The 17,499-nt window shown below is 70.3% G+C and carries 12 protein-coding genes; 4 read left to right on the forward strand and 8 right to left on the reverse strand.

The annotated features are described in order from the left end of the window. Positions 1-86 precede the first annotated feature (86 nt). Positions 87-2,471: a hypothetical protein gene (locus tag NR112_RS13185; protein WP_256794751.1), complete on the forward strand. Its 2,385-nt coding sequence runs from the start codon at positions 87-89 to the stop codon at positions 2,469-2,471. Positions 2,472-2,549: 78 nt separating this feature from the next. On the opposite strand, the gene NR112_RS13190 is transcribed toward NR112_RS13185, so the two are convergent. Then, positions 2,550-3,722 (reverse strand): hypothetical protein, encoded by a 1,173-nt coding sequence (locus NR112_RS13190; RefSeq protein WP_256794752.1) that lies wholly within the window; start codon positions 3,720-3,722, stop codon positions 2,550-2,552. A 258-nt stretch (positions 3,723-3,980) separates the two neighbouring features. Between NR112_RS13190 and glmM the strand changes: the two genes are divergently transcribed. From glmM to NR112_RS13205, 3 genes are all read left to right on the forward strand, one after another. Continuing rightward, on the forward strand, positions 3,981-5,327 hold the full coding sequence (gene glmM, locus NR112_RS13195) for a phosphoglucosamine mutase (protein ID WP_256794753.1): 1,347 nt from the start codon (positions 3,981-3,983) through the stop codon (positions 5,325-5,327). Positions 5,328-5,406: 79 nt separating this feature from the next. Next, the gene (locus tag NR112_RS13200) at positions 5,407-7,458 is read left to right on the forward strand and encodes a M3 family metallopeptidase (RefSeq protein WP_256794754.1); all 2,052 of its coding nucleotides are present in this window, start codon (positions 5,407-5,409) and stop codon (positions 7,456-7,458) included. A 39-nt stretch (positions 7,459-7,497) separates the two neighbouring features. After that, the gene (locus NR112_RS13205) at positions 7,498-8,667 is read left to right on the forward strand and encodes a low temperature requirement protein A (protein ID WP_256794755.1); all 1,170 of its coding nucleotides are present in this window, start codon (positions 7,498-7,500) and stop codon (positions 8,665-8,667) included. Positions 8,668-8,686: 19 nt separating this feature from the next. Here the strand turns inward: NR112_RS13205 and NR112_RS13210 are convergent, their stop codons facing one another. The 7 genes from NR112_RS13210 to NR112_RS13240 all read right to left on the reverse strand — a co-directional run bounded on the left by NR112_RS13210 (position 8,687) and on the right by NR112_RS13240 (position 17,492). After that, a complete protein-coding gene (locus NR112_RS13210) occupies positions 8,687-9,202 on the reverse strand; it encodes a carbonic anhydrase (RefSeq protein WP_256794756.1) in 516 nt (171 codons plus the stop codon). Positions 9,203-9,216: 14 nt separating this feature from the next. Next, the gene (locus NR112_RS13215) at positions 9,217-10,929 is read right to left on the reverse strand and encodes a fumarate hydratase (protein WP_256794757.1); all 1,713 of its coding nucleotides are present in this window, start codon (positions 10,927-10,929) and stop codon (positions 9,217-9,219) included. Positions 10,930-11,072: 143 nt separating this feature from the next. Then, positions 11,073-11,936: a carbohydrate ABC transporter permease gene (locus NR112_RS13220; protein WP_256794758.1), complete on the reverse strand. Its 864-nt coding sequence runs from the start codon at positions 11,934-11,936 to the stop codon at positions 11,073-11,075. Further along, entirely contained in the window at positions 11,933-13,090 is a 1,158-nt protein-coding gene (locus NR112_RS13225; protein WP_256794759.1) for a carbohydrate ABC transporter permease, read from the reverse strand. The genes NR112_RS13220 and NR112_RS13225 overlap by 4 nt, the downstream gene beginning before the upstream one ends. Further along, a complete protein-coding gene (locus NR112_RS13230) occupies positions 13,087-14,448 on the reverse strand; it encodes an ABC transporter substrate-binding protein (protein ID WP_256794760.1) in 1,362 nt (453 codons plus the stop codon). The genes NR112_RS13225 and NR112_RS13230 overlap by 4 nt, the downstream gene beginning before the upstream one ends. A 241-nt stretch (positions 14,449-14,689) precedes the next feature. After that, positions 14,690-16,417 carry a substrate-binding and VWA domain-containing protein gene (locus NR112_RS13235; RefSeq protein WP_256794761.1) on the reverse strand — a complete coding sequence of 576 codons (1,728 nt, stop codon included), beginning with the start codon at positions 16,415-16,417 and terminating at the stop codon, positions 14,690-14,692. Positions 16,418-16,544: 127 nt separating this feature from the next. Continuing rightward, positions 16,545-17,492, reverse strand: coding sequence for a carbohydrate kinase (locus NR112_RS13240; protein WP_256794762.1), 948 nt, complete (start codon positions 17,490-17,492; stop codon positions 16,545-16,547). Positions 17,493-17,499 lie beyond the last annotated feature (7 nt).

Genomic DNA, 17,499 nt, shown 5'->3' on the forward strand with positions numbered 1-17,499 from the left:
CTGGCCCGGGGCGGCCCCGGGCCGTACCGAGCCTTCTCTGGGAGTGGTCGGACGAATCCTTCAGGCTCTCGTGGGAGGCTCGACGCATGCGGATCAGGGGCCTCAGTGGGATGGGCGAGCTCGCGAGCCTCGCGGCCGCAGGAGGAGCGCTCGCGCTGGCGTGGTCCCGCACGGGGTCCGACAGCGGTGTGATCCTGTGGTGGCTGGCTGTCGTCGGCGTCGGCGTCCTCCTTCCGGGGTGGGTCCTGGTCCGGTGCGCGCGCGGCGGTGCCATCGAGTCGACCGACCTCGCGTGGGCGGGCCCCACCGGGCTCGGACTCGCGCTGGCCATCTGGCTCGTGGCGCACGTGGTGGGGCAGCCGATGCCGACGCTCGTCGTCGGGCCGTTGGTGGTCGCGGTCCTGCTGCTCGTCCCGAGGACGCGACGTCGGATCCTGGGCGCCATGGCCGGGGTGAGTGAGCCCTGGTCCGTCGTCTCGATGGTCGTGATCGTGCTCGCCACCGTGCGCTGGATGTGGGTGGCCGGGCTCCATGACGTCGCGCCACGTCCGACAGCCACCTACCAGTCCTACTACCAGGACCTGCTCTACCAGACTGCCCTCACCGGTGAGCTGCGTCGCAGCCTGATCCCGGGGTATCCGATGGTCAGCGGCGAGTCCCTCGGCTATCACTGGTTCTACCACGCGGTGGCGGCCCAGCTCAGCGGGACGGGTCTGGACGACCTCGACGTGGTGACGCGGCTGCTGCCGGCGACGCTCGTCGTGTTCCTCGTGCTGCTCGGCGCCGCCGTCGGTCGCCAGGTGACCGGGCACTGGAGCGGTGGCGTCGGTGCGGCAGCCGGCGTCGCCCTGGTGCGGCCGGCGGCGGCCGACACCTGGGGCTCGAACGCCATCGTGCCGGTCCCCGGCTACTGGCAGGTGAGCCCGACGGCCGACCTCGGATGGGTCTTCGGTCTCGCGCTCGTGGGATGCCTCCTCGCGGTCCTGCGTCGCTCTTCGCGTGACTCGCTGGCCCCCGCAGCTCTCCTGCCGCTCTTCGCCGTGGGGGCGGCGGGCGCGAAGTCGGCGCAGCTGCCCGTCATCCTCTGCGGCGTGGGTCTTGCCGGCCTGGTCGTCCTGGGACGCCAGTGGCGCCGCAGCCGCCGCGGAGACGGAGACCTCAGGGGGCTCAAGCCGGTTGCCATCAGGTATGCCGCCTGCCTCGGCATCGTGGCAGCAACCGCCGCCTTCGCCGTCCTCGTCATCTACCCCGGCTCCTACGGGCTCCGCCTCGATGTCGCCGCCTGGCCCGCGGCGCAGGCCTCCATGCTCTACCGCACGTCGGACGTCGGCCCTGCCTCGCAGGCGCTGGCGTACGTCGTGGGCATCGTCCGCCGTTGGGGACCGACCCTGTTGCCGGCCCTGGGCCTAGTCGTCCTCGTTCGGCGTCGCCCGGGCGATCCCGCCGGATGGATGGGCATCGGGACGGTCGTCGGCGGTGTCGGCGCGGCCATGCTGCTCACGCACCCGAGCGGTAGCCAGTACTACTTCCCGATCGCCGCCCTGCCCATCGCGTATGCGTTGTCGGGCGCCGGCATCGGGGCCCTCGTCCGGGCCGAGCTGACCACACGGGGTGCAGCCCCGACCGAGAGCCGCAGCCGCGAGAGCCTGCTGAGGCCGGCCGTCATCGGGGTCATGGTCCTTGGGGCCGCACTCTGCGCGGTCGCCGTGCGTCGTCTCGTCCCCTCCGGGGGGCGTCGGCCCGACATCTCTGCCACCGCGCAGCTGGACCGCGCGCACACGGCGCTGACCTGGGTCGCCCCCCCTCTCGAGATGCTCGCGGTGGTCACGGTGGTCGCGACCCTCGCGTGGCTCGTCCTGCGTCGAAGAGGGTTCGGGCGCGAACCAGGTGGCTGGCTGGCTCTCGTGGTGATCGCGGGATTCGCGGCCGGCTCCTTCGCGGTGTGGACCGCCCTCGATCCGGTCGGGCTTCCTGGGCCTGCAGGGAGTGTGGTGGCAACGACGGCCCGGACCAGCCGTCCCGCTGTCACTCCGGCACTCTTCGAGGCAGGGCAGTACCTACGGCGCCATGCCGACCCGGCCGACGTCGTGGCCACGAACCGCATCTGGAACGGGCGGGCCACCGCCAGCGGCCTCCGGGACAACCGCGACTTCGCGGTGTCGGCGCTCTCCGGCCTGCGCAGCGACGTCGGGGGCTACGGGTATGCGCCGCGGATGCTCGAAGACGCGACCCCGGGCGTGCCGTACGTCGTGGCACCCTTCTGGGACCCGCCGCGGCTCGACGCGGAGCTGGCGCTGATCGAGCGTCCCACGGCCGAGGGGCTCGCGAGCGCGTACCGCACGCAGGGCGTGCGTTGGATCGTGGCAGACGAGCGCTCGGGCCCCGTCTCGGGCGAGCTGAGCCGCCTCACGGACGTCGTGAGCCACGAAGACGGCGTCTGGTTGGCTCGGCTGCGGCCACCCAGCTCGTGATCCGAGCGGCACTGCGTGGGCGCACACGTGCCTCGTCGTCCCTGATGGCGTATGCCGTGGGGCGTGGTGCCGTGAGGGTCAGCCCACCGTCGCGTGGCTGAGGTCGCACCGGTTCGTGTCGTTGGACCACGTCGCCTGCATCGCGAAGCTGCCGGACGTCGTCGAGACGTTGCCCGCCCCGCCCGCGCTGCCCCGTGCGATCCACGCGCACTCGTCGGCGTTCTCCTGGCCGGAGTAGGTGCGCGACGTCGTGTTCGTCCATCCGCCGGCCGGGTTCTGGTCGGTGATCGTCTCGGCGTACTCGTGGCCCTCGACCATGGAGTAGCCGTCGTCGGTGCCCGCGGCGCCGGCGTTGACGAAGTTCTGCCCGCAGCTCGTGCCCATGTCCATGACGTAGGGCATGTTCGTGAAGGCGATGTCGCCGTACGGGCTGCTCGACCCGACGTAGGGGTCACCGTTGTAGTCGTGCCAGGCGCAGAACTGCCCGGACGACGTGTTGAAGCCGTCCGGGTGCGTGCCGGTCGGGGAGAGGACGACGTACTGCGCGTCGCGGTTGCTGGCGGCGGTGGTGTTGCCGAAGTGCGCTGCCGCGCGGACGGCTTCGTCGCCGAGCTGCTTGGCCGTGGCGTTCGCCGGCGCCGCGACCGAGGGGTCGAACCACACGCCGGCGAGCGCCCCACCGGTCGGGTAGCGCACGTGTGCGGCGCCCGACGGGCAGGAGGTCGCGCCCCTGGCCACGAGTGGCCCGTCGCAGTACTGCGTCATGACGCCCGACCACGCCTCGCCGCCCGTCCCCAGGCCCTTGAAGAGCCTCTGGACGATCGGTGCCCCCGCCTTGGGGTCGCCGGTGAAGGTGAGGTTGCCGCCTGAGTCGGTGCCCTGGCTGCCCCACTGGCTGCCGTAGAACACGAGGTAGACCTTCTCGGCGCCCCCGCTCGTCACCCCGGTCCCGTCGGCGCCGCCGCCGTAGGAGAGCGTCTTGGACTGGGTGGGCCGTGCGCCCTTGGTCTGGGCCTCCCACCGGTGCATCTGGGTGTTGAGCTCGCGGGTCGGGACCGCGCCGTGGCGGTACGGGTGGCCGTAGGCCGGAGAGTACGGGTTGGTCACCCCGGCGGCGGACGCCCCTGCGGCAGGCGTGGACGGGGCCGTCCGCGGTGCCGCGGCGGACGCGCCGAACGCCGTCGCCACGCTGAGGAGGGTGGCGGCCGTTGCGGTGGCTGCGGCCACACGCCGTGAACGTCGAGTGCTCATCGAGTGCCTCTCTGGGAAGGACCCGGGAAGGCCCGCGGGTATCGGGCCCCGGGATGCGCACATCGTCTCGATGCGCGTCTGGGAAGTGGATGGGAGCCGCCTGCCAGTTCCCTGCCACTTTCCGACGCGATGGGAGTGGGTATGTCCGTTGTGACCGGCTCTGGCCCGGCCGGACGGCCGTATGCCGTCGGGGCGGTATCGTCGTGCGAGCAGATCACCCGGCCCAGTGGGTCGGCCCCCTCGGGAAGGCACACAAGCGTGGCTCGACTCTTCGGCACGGACGGCGTCCGTGGTGTGGCGAACAAGGACATCACCGCCGAGCTCGCGCTCGACCTCTCCGTCGCTGCGGCGCACGTCCTCGGCGAGGTGGGTGCCTTCAACAGCCACCGCCCTGTCGCCGTCGTCGGCCGCGACCCCCGGGCGTCCGGCGAGTTCCTCGCCGCGGCCACGGTGGCCGGCCTCGCCTCGGCGGGCATCGACGTGCGCGATGCGGGCGTGCTGCCCACACCGGCCATCGCCTATCTCGTGGGCGAGCAGGACGCCGACCTCGGTGCCATGCTCTCGGCGTCGCACAACCCGATGCCCGACAACGGCATCAAGTTCTTCGCCCGGGGCGGGCACAAGCTCGCCGACGACCTCGAGGACCGCATCGAGGCGCGGCTGCGCGACGAGTGGCAGCGTCCCACGGGTGGCGACGTCGGCCGGATCACGCCCCTGCTCGACGGCGCGGACCGCTACGTCGCGCACCTGTTGTCGGTGCTGCCGCACCGGCTCGAGGGCCTGCACGTCGTGATCGACGCCGCGCACGGGGCCGCATCGGAGGTCGCCCCGCGTGCCTTCCGTGAGGCCGGGGCGCAGGTGACCGTCATCGGCGGCGAGCCCGACGGGCTCAACATCAACGACGGCTACGGCTCCACCCATCTCGAGCACCTCAAGGAGACCGTCGTCTCGGTCGGCGCCGACTTCGGCATCGCCCTCGACGGCGACGCCGACCGCTGTCTCGCCGTCGACGCCGCCGGGCACGAGGTGGACGGCGACCAGATCATGGCGATCCTCGCGCTCGCCATGAAGGAGCAGGGCGTGCTGCGCGGCGACACGCTCGTCGCGACCGTCATGTCCAACCTCGGCATGATCCAGGCTCTCGGCGGCGCCGGCATCAAGGTGCTGCAGACGGCTGTCGGCGACCGCTACGTCCTCGAGGGGATGAAGTCCGGCGGCTACACGCTCGGCGGCGAGCAGTCCGGCCACGTCGTCATGCTCGACCACGGCACGACGGGCGACGGCACCCTGACCGGGCTCATGCTCGGCTCGCGGGTCGCCGCGACCGGTCGGGCGCTCGCCGACCTCGCCGGCATCATGACCCACTTCCCGCAGGTGCTCGTCAACGTCAAGGACGTCGACAAGTCGGCCCTCGAGGCCAACGCGGCCGTCGCCGATGCCGTGCGTGCGGCCGAGGGAGAGCTCGGGGAGAGCGGTCGGGTCCTGCTGCGCAAGTCCGGCACCGAGCCGGTCGTCCGCGTCATGGTCGAGGCAGCCGACGGCGACCAGGCCCGCACCCTCGCCGACCGCCTCGTCGGGGTCGTCAGGGCCGAGCTGTCGCTCTGAACCGGCCGGACGGCAGACGGCCTCCGGTCCGGTCGAAACGGGGTCGAGGGCGGGGCCACTCCTGCGTAGGGTTCGGTCCATGCCCGACGAGACCCTGGTCGCCAACCCGCTGCTCGCCCCGAGCCCGCTGCCCCACGGGCTGCCGCACTTCGCCCTGATCCGCGACGAGCACTACCGCGAGGCCTTCGACCGCGGCATGGCCGAGCACCTCGCCGAGGTCGACTCGATCGCGGGCGACCCGGCGCCGCCGACGTTCGAGAACACCCTCGTCGCCCTGGAGCGCGTGGGGCAGACCCTGAGCCGGACGAGCCTCGCCTTCTTCGGGACGTCGAGCTCCCTCGCCACCGACGCCGTGCAGGCGATCGAGGAGGAGTACGCGCCGCGTCTCACGGCGCACGCCGACGCGGTCCGGCTCGACCCGCGCCTCTACGCCCGGATCCGGGCCGTCCACGACGACGAGGCGGCGATGGCCGCGCTCGACCCGGAGTCGCGACGGCTCGTCGAGCGGCATCTCACCGAGATGACCGTCGCCGGGGCCGGGCTCGACGAAAGCGCGAAGGACCGCCTTCGCGAGCTCAACGGCCGTCTGGCCGGCCTCGGCACCCAGTTCGAGAAGCGCCTGCTCGCCGACTCCAACGATCTCGCCGTCCTCGTCGACGACGTGGCAGCGCTCGACGGGCTGACCGCGGGCGAGATCTCGGCCGCCGCGGCGGCTGCGGCCGAGCACGGGCACGACGGCGCCTGGCTGCTCACGCTCGTCCTGCCGACGGGGCATCCCCACCTCGCCTCGCTCACCGACCGCGACCTGCGCCGTCGGCTCCACGAGGCGCAGAGCTCCCGCGGCAACCGGGACAACGCCAACGACACCAAGGCGCTCGTCCTCGAGACCGTCCGGCTCCGGGCCGAGCGGGCCCGGCTGCTCGGCTACGACACGCATGCCGCCGCGGCGCTCGCCGACTCCACGGCGCGCACCCCCGAACGCGTCATGGACCTGCTGGGACGCCTCGCCCCGGCCGCGGCCCGCAACATCGAGGCCGAGCGGGCCCTCCTCGAGGAGGAGGCAGGCCACCCCGTGGAGGCGCACGACTGGGCGTTCTGGGCCGAACGGGTCCGCGCGTCGAGGTACGCCGTCGACCTCGCGGCGATGCGACCCTACTTCGAGGCCGAGCGGGTGCTCCGCGACGGGATCTTCCACGCGGCCGGGCTGCTGTACGGCCTGACCTTCCACGAGCGCGACGACCTCGAGGGCTACCACCCCGACGTCCGCGTCTTCGAGGTGCACGACGCCGACGGGACGCCCTTCGGGCTCTACCTGCTCGATCTCCACACCCGCGACACGAAGAAGGGCGGGGCGTGGATGAACAGCCTCGTCCACCAGAACACCCTGCTGGGCCGGACGAGCGCCGTCGTGTGCAACAACCTCAACGTCCCCAACCCCGGTCCGGGTGAGCCGACGCTGCTCACCTACGACGAGACCCGCACCCTCTTCCACGAGTTCGGGCACGCGATCCACGGCCTGCTCGCGCGGGTCACCTACCCACACTTCGCCGGGACCCGGGTCTTCCGCGACTTCGTGGAGTACCCGAGCCAGGTCAACGAGATGTGGATGCTGTGGCCCGAGGTCCTCAGGAGCTACGCCGTCCACCACGAGACGGGGGAGCCGATGCCGCAGGAGCTCGTCGACCGCCTCGTCGCGGCCCAGTCGTTCGGTGAGGGCTTCGCGACGGGCGAGTACCTCGCGGCAGCGCTGCTCGACCAGGCGTGGCACGCCATCGACGTCGAGGAGGCCGCGCACGTGACGGACGTCGGGGCCTTCGAGCAGTCCGCCCTGGCCGCGGTCGGGCTCGCGAACCCGCTCGTGCCGCCACGCTACCGGTCGACGTACTTCGCACACACCTTCTCCTACGCGTACGACGCGCAGTACTACGCCTACATCTGGAGCGAGGTGCTCGACGCCGACACGGTGGCGTGGTTCCGCGAGAACGGCGGCCTGACCCGCGCCAACGGTGATCGCTACCGCCGCCACGTCGTCGGGATCGGCGGCGCCGCCGACCCGCTCGAGTCCTACCGCGAGTTCCGCGGCGCCGACGCCGACATCCGGCACCTGCTCGAGCGGCGCGGCCTCGGCTGACGAGGACACCGCCCGGCGCGCGGCTGGCAGACTCGGTCCGTGAGCCACGTCAACGTCGTGCCCCTCTCACGGCGCATGCAGCCCCGTGACCCCCACGAGCCGCATCGCGTCGCGACCCCGCTCGAGCTGCTCTTCGACCTCGTCTTCGTCGTCGCGATCGCGAGTGCCGCGGCGCAGTGGCACCACGGCCTCGCCGAGGGACACCTCGGTGACCTCGTCAACTTCGTCATGGTCTTCTTCGCCATCTGGTGGGCGTGGATGAACTACACGTGGTTCGCCTCGTCGTACGACTGCGACGACGTGACCTACCGCCTGCTGACCTTCGCGATCATGGCGGGCTCGCTCATGCTCGCCGCCGGCATCCCCGAGCTCTTCAGCACGGAGCAGTCGGGACTCGTCGTCGGCGGCTACGCCGTGATGCGCTTCGCGATGGTGGCCATGTGGCTCCGCGCGGCGGCCGGCCACCCCGAGGGGCGGCGCACCGCGCTGACGTATGCGTCGGGCATCGCGATCGTGCAGGTGCTGTGGATCGCCCGGCTGCTCCTGCAGGGACAGACGGCGCTGCTCGTGTCGTTCTTCGCCCTCGTGGTCCTCGAGCTGCTCGTGCCCATCGTGGCCGAGCGGCACGGCAGCACGCCGTTCCACCCGCACCACATCGCCGAGCGCTACGCCCTGCTGACGATCATCGTGCTCGGCGAGGTCGTCCTCGCCTCGGTGCAGGCGGTCCAGGGGGCGCTTGCACAGGGTGCCGAGGCAGGGCTGCTCGCCATCGTCGCCGGCGGGCTGCTCATCGTCTTCTCGATGTGGTGGCTCTACTTCAAGCGCGAGCACGCGGGACTCTTCGAGGGAGGAATCCGGAATACGTTCGTCACCGGCTACGGCCACTACCTCGTCTTCGTCTCGGTGGCGGCGACCGGCGCGGCGCTCGCGGCCGCCGTCGACCTCGTCCAGGGCGAGGCACACACGACGGCACGCGTGGTGGGCCTGGCGCTCGCCGGGGCCGTGGCCGTCTACGTGTGGTGCCTGACGGCCATGCACGCGATGGCGGGGGCGCCGGTCGCCGAGACCCGGGTGGGCGTCGTCGTCGGGCTCGTCCTGCTGGCCGTCGCCGCCCTCGCCCCGCCGGTGGGTGTGACGGTGCTGACCACGGGGCTCGTGCTGGCCGCCGCCGTCGCGCACCACGTCTGGACCACCCGCGCGGTCGCCTGACCCACGACCGGGAACGGGTTCAGGCGACGGGCTGGAGCAGTCCGGAGTCGACGTCGTAGATGAAGCCGGCGACCTTGACGCCCTCGGCGATGAGCGGGTGCGTACGGACCCTGGCTAGGTCCTCGCGCAAGGCGTGCTCCTGGTCGGCGATGGCGTGGAACGTCATCCACGACGCGTCCTTGCCCGCGCTCGCACCGACACGGTCGCGCAGCTCGGCCTCGCTGTTCGACGCCATGGCGCACCGGGTGTGGGGCACGACGAGGATGCGGTCCACATTGAGCAGGTGGGTGGCGAGGACGAGGGCCTCGAGGGCCTCGGAGGCCACGCGCCCGCCCGGGTTGCGGAAGATCTTGGCGTCGCCCGGCTTGAGGCCGACGAGGCCGAGGGGGTCGATTCGGGAGTCCATGCACGTGACGATCGCGACGCCGGCCTGGGCGATGCCGTCGAACCCGGCCATCTCGAAACGGTCGGCATAGGCGCGGTTGGCGGCGAGGAGGTCGTCGAATCCCGCTCCGGCAGAGGCGTTCTCGGTCATGTCTGTCCTTTCGGTCACTGGAGTCCGGGTCGCTTGGAGATGGTGAAGGCCATCGGCTTGCTCACCTCGGCGAAGAAGTCGTTGCCCTTGTCGTCGACGATGATGAAGGCCGGGAAGTCCTCGACGTCGATCTTCCACACCGCCTCCATGCCGAGCTCTTCGTACTCGAGCACCTCGACGTGCTTGATGCAGTCCTGGGCCAGTCGGGCTGCCGGACCACCGATCGAGCCGAGGTAGAAGCCGCCGTGTGCATCGCACGCCTCGGTGACCTGCTTGCTGCGATTGCCCTTGGCCAGCATCACCTTGGACCCGCCGGCGGCCTGGAACTGGTCCACGTAGGAGTCCATCCGCCCGGCGGTCGTGGGCCCGAACGAGCCGGACGGCATGCCTTCCGGCGTCTTGGCCGGCCCGGCGTAGTAGACGGGGTGGTCCTTGAGGTACTGCGGCATCTCCTCGCCCGCGTCGAGCCGCTCCTTGATCTTGGCGTGCGCGATGTCGCGCGCCACGACGAGCGGGCCGGTGAGCGAGAGCCGGGTCTTGACCGGGTGCCTGGAGAGCTCGGCGAGGATGTCGTCCATCGGCTGCGTGAGGTCGACCTTGACGACGACGTTCTTGCTGATGGAGCTGACGCCCACCGCGTCGTCCTCGTGCTCGCCGAGGTCGACGGCGCCGGCGTCCGGCAGGAAGCGCGCGGGGTCGGTCTCGAGCTGCTCGATGAAGACGCCCTCGGCGGTGATCTTGCCGAGCACCTGCCGGTCGGCCGAGCACGAGACGGCGATGGCCACCGGGAGGCTCGCGCCGTGCCGGGGGAGGCGGACCACGCGCACGTCGTGGCAGAAGTACTTGCCGCCGAACTGGGCGCCGATGCCGAACTGGCGCGTCAGCTCGAGCACCTTCTCCTCGAGCTCGGTGTCGCGGAAGCCGTGGGCCGTCATCGAGCCGGACGTCGGCAGCGTGTCGAGGTACTTCGCCGACGCGTACTTGGCTGTCTTCAGGGCGAACTCGGCGCTCGTGCCGCCGATGACGATGGCCAGGTGGTAGGGCGGGCACGCCGCCGTGCCGAGGGAGCGGAGCTTCTCGTCGAGGAAGCGCATCATGGCGTCCTCGTTGAGGATCGCCTTCGTCTCCTGGTAGAGGTAGCTCTTGTTGGCCGAGCCGCCGCCCTTGGCCATGAAGAGGAACTTGTACTGTGCCTCGTGGCCGGGCAGCGTGTCGGCGTAGAGCTCGACCTGCGCCGGCAGGTTGGAGCCGGTGTTCTTCTCCTCCCAGGTCGTGAGCGGAGCCATCTGCGAGTAGCGCAGGTTGAGGCGGGTGTACGCGTCGTAGACGCCCTCGCTGATCGCCTGCTCGTCGGTGCCCGTTGTCAGCACGTGCTGGCCCCGCTTGCCCATGACGATCGCCGTGCCGGTGTCCTGGCACATCGGCAGCACGCCACCGGCCGCGATGTTGGCGTTCTTGAGCAGGTCGAGCGCGACGAACTTGTCGTTGTTGCTGGCCTCGTCGTCCTCGAGGATGGTGCGCAGCTGCTGGAGGTGCGCCGGGCGCAGGTAGTGCGCGATGTCGTGCATCGCCGTCTCGGTGAGCAGCCGCAGCGCCTCCGGGTCGACCTCGAGGAACGTGCGCCCCCCCGGCCCGTCGACGGCGCGCACGCCGTCGGTCGTCAGCAGCCGGTAGGGCGTCTCGTCGGCGCCGATGGGCAGCAGGTCCTCGTAGGCGAAGTCGGCCACGAAACGCTCCTTGCGGTACAGGTGGGCTCGAGCTGGTCGGGCGTATGCCGCCGAGCCCCACGGCATACGCCAGTCCCCTCCCACCCTAGTGAGGGCCGGGAGGGGACTGGCGAGCAGGTCGGTGCGGGTGCCGAGGCGCTGCCTCAGCCCTTGACCGCGCCGGACGTCATGCCGCGGATCATGTAGCGCTGCAGCGTGACGAAGACGATCATCGGGACGATGATCGTGATGAACGCGCCCGCGGTCAGGAGCTCCTGACCCTGCCCCTGCGAGCCCAGGAGCTGCTGGAGCTTGACGATGACGGTCGTGTTCTCGCTCTTGAGGAAGAGCTTGGCGATGAGCAGGTCGTTCCACACCCAGAGGAACTGGAGCGTGGCGAACGCCGCGATGGCCGGGATCGACATCGGCGCCACGAGCCTCCAGAACGTCTGGAAGTGGCTGCACCCGTCGATCTTGGCCGACTCGACGACGCTGCGCGGCAGCGTGCTCATGTAGTTGCGCAGGGTGTAGATGCACAGCGGCATGCCGAAGCCCGTGTGCAGCAGCCACACCGCGATGTACTGCCCGCTGATGCCGAGGCCGCGCGGGCCGAGGATGTTGAGCATCGGCTGGAAGGCCACCTGGATGGGGACCACCATGACCGCGATGATGAGCAGGAAGAAGAACTCCTTGAAGGGGAAGTCCATGAAGGTGAACGCGTACGCCGCGAACGCCGCGAACATGATCGGGATGACGGTGGCCGGGATCGCCACGATGATGCTGTTGACGAATCCCGAGCTGAGGTCCGCCCCGGTCCACGCCCCCGAGTAGTTGCTCGTCGTCCAGTCGGCGCCGAAGGGGTTGAACAGCGCCGTCCACCAGCCGGAGGTTGCCGCGTCGTCACGGGTGCGGAACGAGGTGACGAGCAGTCCCAGCGTCGGGATCGTCCAGAGGAGCGCCAGGATCGTCATGGTGACGATCGAGAAGGGGCTGCGGGGGCGCCCGTCCTTCATCAGGGATCGGCTCATCGACCTGCCTCCTCGTCGCGGAAGTGCTTGACCTGGTACCAGATGAGCGGAATCACCGCGATGAGCAGGACGACGACGATGGCCGTCGCCTGTCCGGCCTCGCTGGCCGCGAACAGCTTGTTGAAGAAGAGGTTCGCTATGACGTTGGTGCCGTAGGCGCCGTTCGTCGTGACGTAGACGATGTCGAAGACCTTGAGGACGGTGATGAAGACGGTGACGAACACCGTGATGATGGTGCCCTTGATCTGCGGGATGATCACCTGCCAGAAGATCTGGAACTCGCCGGCGCCATCGATGCGCGCCGCCTCGACGGTGTCCTCGGGAACACCCTTGATGGCCGAGGAGAGGAGGACCATGGCAAAGCCCGCCTGCAGCCAGATGAGGATGACCATGAGCAGGATCGAGTTGAGCTTGAGCGTGTCGATGGCGAGCCACGTCTGCGGGTCGCCGCCGAGACCGGTCCAGATCGCGTTGAGCAGACCGGTCTGGGGCTGGCCCGGGTTGTTGTACGCGTAGACGAGCAGCCAGATCGCGGAAGCGCCGACGGCCGAGATCGCCATCGGCAGGAAGACCATGCTCTTGGCGACCTTCTCGCCGGTGGCGGACAGCTTGTCGGCGAGCACCGCGACGATGACCCCGAACGCGACGACGAGCGCCGGCACGATGAGCAGCCACAGGATGTTGTTGACGATGGACTGCCAGAACTCGCTGCTACCGAAGATCGTCTTGTAGTTCTGCAGACCCACGTAGGCGGTGCTGTCGGCATTGGCGAACGAGTAGTTGATCGTCTGGAACGTCGGGTAGATGAGCATGAGCCCGACGAGCAGCAGCCCGGGGAGGATGAAGGCGTAGGGGATCACGCCCTCCGACAGCCGCCGTGGCAGGCCCTCGACGAACATGTTGAGGAAGTAGAAGAGCAGGGCTGCCCCACCCACTCCCGCGACGATCGCGAGGATGCCGATGACGAACTTGTTGCCGAACCACTCGGGGTAGTAGCCGAACGCGAGGAAGAGGTTGGCCAGACCCCAGATCACGGCGATCATGCCGACGATGCCGATGCCGATCTTGATCGGGTTGGTGCGCAGGTGCGCGTCGGGGTCGTCCTCCGTGCGCAGTCGCTGCCGCGGCGCTGCCGCGCTGGTGTCGGCAGTCATGACTTCGGCCAGGACGCTTCGATGTTGTCAGCGGTCTGCTGCGAGCTCTGCCCCGTCTCCCACTTGACCATCTCGGTCCAGAAGGTGCCTGAACCGACGGCCTTGGGCATGAGGTCGGAGCCGTCGAAACGGAGCACGGCAGACTTGTTGGCGATGTCGGCGATCTTCTTCGTCGTCTCGTTGGGGTAGTTGTTGAGGTCGAAGGTCTTGTGCGGTGACAGCCAGCCACCGGCCTTGGCCCACGGTGCACCGAACTTGTCGGAGGTGAGGAACGCCATCACCTTCTGGGCGTCCGGGTCGGTGCCGTTGAAGAGCGCCGCGAGGTCGCCGCCGCCGAGGATGGCCTGACCGTCGTAGCCGCCGGAGAACTTCGGGAAGACGTAGATGCCCACCTGGTTGTCGAGGTCGGCCTGGACGTTCTTCGGGTAGAACGTCGTGGCGAAGTTGCCCTGACGGTGCAGCATGCACTTCGGCGGGTTGGCGAAGGCCGGCGTCATCGCGTCGCCGAACTTGGTGTTGAGCACGCCCTTGGTGCCGCCGAGGACCATCTTCGGGTCCTTGTTGAACTTGGCGGCCTCGTCGAGGGCCTTGACGACGCGCGGGTCGTTGAAGGGGATGCGGTGGGAGGTCCACTGGTCGTAGACGTCGGGGCCCCACATGCGCAGCATGAGCTCCTCGACCCAGTCGGTGCCGACCCAGCCGGTGGCCTGGTCGGACCCCCAGCCGATGCACCACGGGGTGATGCCGTTCGCCGCGATCTTGTCGGCGACGTTGCTCTGCAGCTGCTGGATGGTTTGGGGCGCCGTGTCGTAGCCACCCTTCTCGTAGGCCGCCTTGGGGTACCAGACGATGCTCTTGACGGCGTTGCGCATCGGCGCGCCGTAGACCCGGCCCTTGTACCGTGCGGCGTCGAGGAAGCCGGGCAGCAGGGTGGACTGGAGCTTGTCGTAGTCGAGGTACGTGTCGACCGGCCAGACCTTCTTCTGGGCCGCGAACTCGAGCATGCCGCCCGGCTGCGGGAAGAGCCCGATGTCGGGCGAGTCTCCCGCCGCGACCTTCTGCTTGACGGTCGTCGTGAAGTCCTGGTCACCGGTGTACTGGATCTTGATGCCGCTGCTCTTCTCGAAGTCGGCGAGCGAGGCGTTGAAGTTCTTCTCCTCGTCGCCGCCGAAGGCGCCGAGGATCGTCACGACCTTGTCGCCGTCAGCCGTGCCGCTGTCGATGAAGCCGCCGGCGCCTCCTGCCCCGCCTGAGCCGCCGCCACCCCCGTTGGGGTTCTGCAGACAGCCGGTCAGCACCAACGCCGCCGCGGCGACCACCCCGCCTGCTTGCAGTGCGCGTCTGGGAAATCCGCTCATGGTCGCTCCTCGTCGTTGAGTTGTGCGTCGATCCCCACCGATCAACGTGACCATGGTCACGTGGAACACCTCATTCCTACCGCGTCGCCGCAGGCGGGTCTAGTGGGGTGACCTGCTCGTGACCTACCCGCGACGGGCCGTCTCTGGACGGCCGGGAAACGGCAACGGCCCCCGGCGGGCCGGGGGCCGTGCGTGTTTCTGATGTGAAAGGTGAGGCGTCGGCGCCGTCTGGACCGTCGGGTCAGACGCAGCGACCGTTCTTGCACTCGTGGTCAAAGAGCGCCCGGGCGAGGACGGTGGTCATGTCGGCCGGGGACGGCGCCGCGTAGAAGTCGGAGTAGGTCATCTTCGAGATCTGCGACAGCGCCTTGGGGTCGACGTCGGGACCGATGCCGATGGTCGTGATGGCGATCGGCTTGGACGGGTCGCTCGCGGCCCGGAGGTTGGCCTTGAGCTGCTCGAGCGAGATGCCCTTCGGGTCCTCGTTGCGGCCGTCGGTGAGGATGACGACGGCGTTGACCCGGTTGGGGTCGTACTGCTGCTTGACCTTCTGGTAGGCGGCCCAGATCGTGTCGTAGAGGCCGGTACCGCCTCCGACGTTCTTGGCGAGGGTGCTCGCGGCCGTCGCGACGACGGCCCGGTGGGAGTCGTCGTCGAGGCGACCGATGGGGGCGAGCTCGCGCCAGTCCTGGCCCTTGCCGCCCTTGTCGACGGAGAAGATCCAGAGCCCGAGCTTCGTCGTCTTGGGCAGGGCCGCCAGGGCGATGCCGGCCGCCTCCTGGGTGATGGCGACGCGGGTCGTGTCGGCGACCTTGTCGTTCATCGAGCCGGAGACGTCGAAGACGGACAGGATCGAGAAGTCGGTCGTCGCCGACTGCCAGACGTTGGTGGCCGCGGTGACGGTGTCGGCGTCGGGGCTCGGCCCGATCTCGACCTCGCCCACGCTGCCCGCCGGGGTCGGCATGGTGACGGGGACGGCCGTCGAGCGGATGCCGTACTGCGCGAAGATCTTGGCGGCGGTCGGCGTCATGAGGTAGGCGCGGAGCAGCTCCACGGCCTGGTCGCGGACCGGGTCGGTCGCGAGGTTGACGAGGGAGAACTCGAAGGCCGGGGTGCCCTCGCTCGGCGTGACCGACACCATCTTGTGGTCGGGGTAGAGACGGTTGTGGTCGATGAGGTCGGCCTCGGACACGGGGAAGGCCGCCGCGGTCGCGGGGTCGGCGTTGTACGCGCTGAAGAGGTCGTCGATCGAGGGGGCTGCATCCTTGGCGAGCTTGGGGATGACGACGCGTCCCTGCTCGTTGGACAGCTCCGGCAGGGCCGAGGCGAGCGTCAGCATGCCGGCCGTCGTCGAGCGGGGGTCGCTCATCCGGATCGGGCTGTCGGAGGCGACGAGCTCGAGCCACTTCGGCTGGTCCCCGAGCTTCTCGGCCTGGGCGGGGTCCATCGCGATGACGAGGGGGCTCTTGGCGAAGGCGCCCGCCGGCTTGGCGTTGAGCTTGGCGGCCTCGTTGACGCGCTCGACCCAGCGCGGGGAGTCGGGGATCCAGGCGTCGGGCCGGTCCGGCTGTCCCTGCCCCAGACCGATCATGGCCTCGATCGGTGCCTTGCCCTTGACGACGTAGTCGACGCACGGGGAGCCCGGGTCGGCCTGGTACTCCTTGGCGAGCGCGAGCACCGCGGGCTGGGCGGCCTCGGACGCCCAGACGGAGACCGGCGTGCGGTCGGGGCACGACTTGCCCGGTGTCGCCGTGAGAGCGGCGACGGGCGCCGCCTCGCGGCCCTGCCACCAGACGAAGCCGCCGATGCCCGCTCCGGCGAACAGCACGACGCCGAGCACGGCCGCGATGATGCGGTTGCGCCGAGCGGCGGCGATCCTGGCCTCGAAGGCCTTACGGTTGGCGCGGCTCTCGATGAGACTCTGCTCGTACGGGCCTACGGGGCGTTGTGGAGGGGTGGGGTTGGACACGAGGTTTCCTCACATGAGGACGCCCCGGCACCGGGGCGTCAGGGTGAACCACCGGCCAAAACTACCCGGCGAGTCGCGCAGAATGGTGCCCGACTGCTTGCCTTCTTGTCGAATACCCGAAGTGTCCTCAGGGCAGGTCGTTTCGGGTCGGAGCATGGGCTCCGGCCCGCTCGACGGTGAGTGCTCCCGTGCGCAGCGCACGCTCCACCGCGGGCACGACGTCGGCCAGGGAGGCCGCCCGTAGACGGGTCCTCGCGGCCGGTCCGCCGAGCAGGCCGGCGTCGATGAGGCCCGAGACGAGCCCCGCCATGAACGAGTCGCCGGCACCGACCGTGTCGACGACGGTGACGGTGGGCGCCGGGAGCGCCCGCTGCTCGCCGGTGCGGGTGACACGGACGACCGTGCCCTCGCCCCCGCGGGTCACGACGACGAGGGAGGGTCCGAGCTCGCCCCACGCGCGGACGACGTCGTCGACGGTCTCGCCGGGGCACAGCCACTCGATGTCCTCGTCGCTGACCTTGACGACGTCGGACAGCGCGATCGAGCTCTCGATGGTGTGCCTGGCCTGCTCGGCACGCCCCATGAGCGACGGCCGCGCGTTCGGGTCGTAGGACACGGTGGCGCCCAGCCCGCACGCCGCGGCGAGGATCTCGCGCACCTGGCCGCCGCCGGGCTCGAGGACGGCGGCGATGCTGCCCGTGTGGACGTGGCCGTATGCCGTGAGGCCGGGGACCGCGGCCACCTGCCACTCGAGGTCGAAGACGTACGTCGCGGCACCCGTGGCGTCGAGCGTCGCGTGCGCGACGGAGGTGAAGGGTGCGCCCTGCGAGCCCGCGGTCAGGGCGACGCCGCGCTCACGGCATACGTCCTCGATGCGGCGCCCGCGCTCGTCGGTCGCGATCCACGTCGCGAGGTCGACCGGGTGCTCGAGGGCCGCCAGGCCGAAGGCGACGTTGGCGGGGCTGCCGCCGACGTGCTCGGCCGTCTCGCCGGCGGCGGTCGTGACCGCGTCGACGAGGGCCTCGCCGACGACGAGGGTGCGCACGGGCGTCGAAGGGGGCGTCAGGTCCGACATCGTGGCC

This window comes from Terrabacter sp. Ter38, assembly GCF_024519435.1.
Taxonomy (GTDB): domain Bacteria; phylum Actinomycetota; class Actinomycetes; order Actinomycetales; family Dermatophilaceae; genus Terrabacter.

What these genes read in the sequence shown, in the direction of transcription:
- NR112_RS13230 (WP_256794760.1), bottom strand. Translation starts at nt 14,448, where the DNA reads ATGAGCGGATTTCCCAGACGCGCACTGCAAGCAGGCGGGGTGGTCGCC.
- NR112_RS13240 (WP_256794762.1), bottom strand. Translation starts at nt 17,492, where the DNA reads ATGTCGGACCTGACGCCCCCTTCGACGCCCGTGCGCACCCTCGTCGTC.
- NR112_RS13200 (WP_256794754.1), top strand. Translation starts at nt 5,407, where the DNA reads ATGCCCGACGAGACCCTGGTCGCCAACCCGCTGCTCGCCCCGAGCCCG.
- NR112_RS13185 (WP_256794751.1), top strand. Translation starts at nt 87, where the DNA reads ATGCGGATCAGGGGCCTCAGTGGGATGGGCGAGCTCGCGAGCCTCGCG.
- NR112_RS13225 (WP_256794759.1), bottom strand. Translation starts at nt 13,090, where the DNA reads ATGACTGCCGACACCAGCGCGGCAGCGCCGCGGCAGCGACTGCGCACG.
- NR112_RS13190 (WP_256794752.1), bottom strand. Translation starts at nt 3,722, where the DNA reads ATGAGCACTCGACGTTCACGGCGTGTGGCCGCAGCCACCGCAACGGCC.
- NR112_RS13210 (WP_256794756.1), bottom strand. Translation starts at nt 9,202, where the DNA reads ATGACCGAGAACGCCTCTGCCGGAGCGGGATTCGACGACCTCCTCGCC.
- NR112_RS13220 (WP_256794758.1), bottom strand. Translation starts at nt 11,936, where the DNA reads ATGAGCCGATCCCTGATGAAGGACGGGCGCCCCCGCAGCCCCTTCTCG.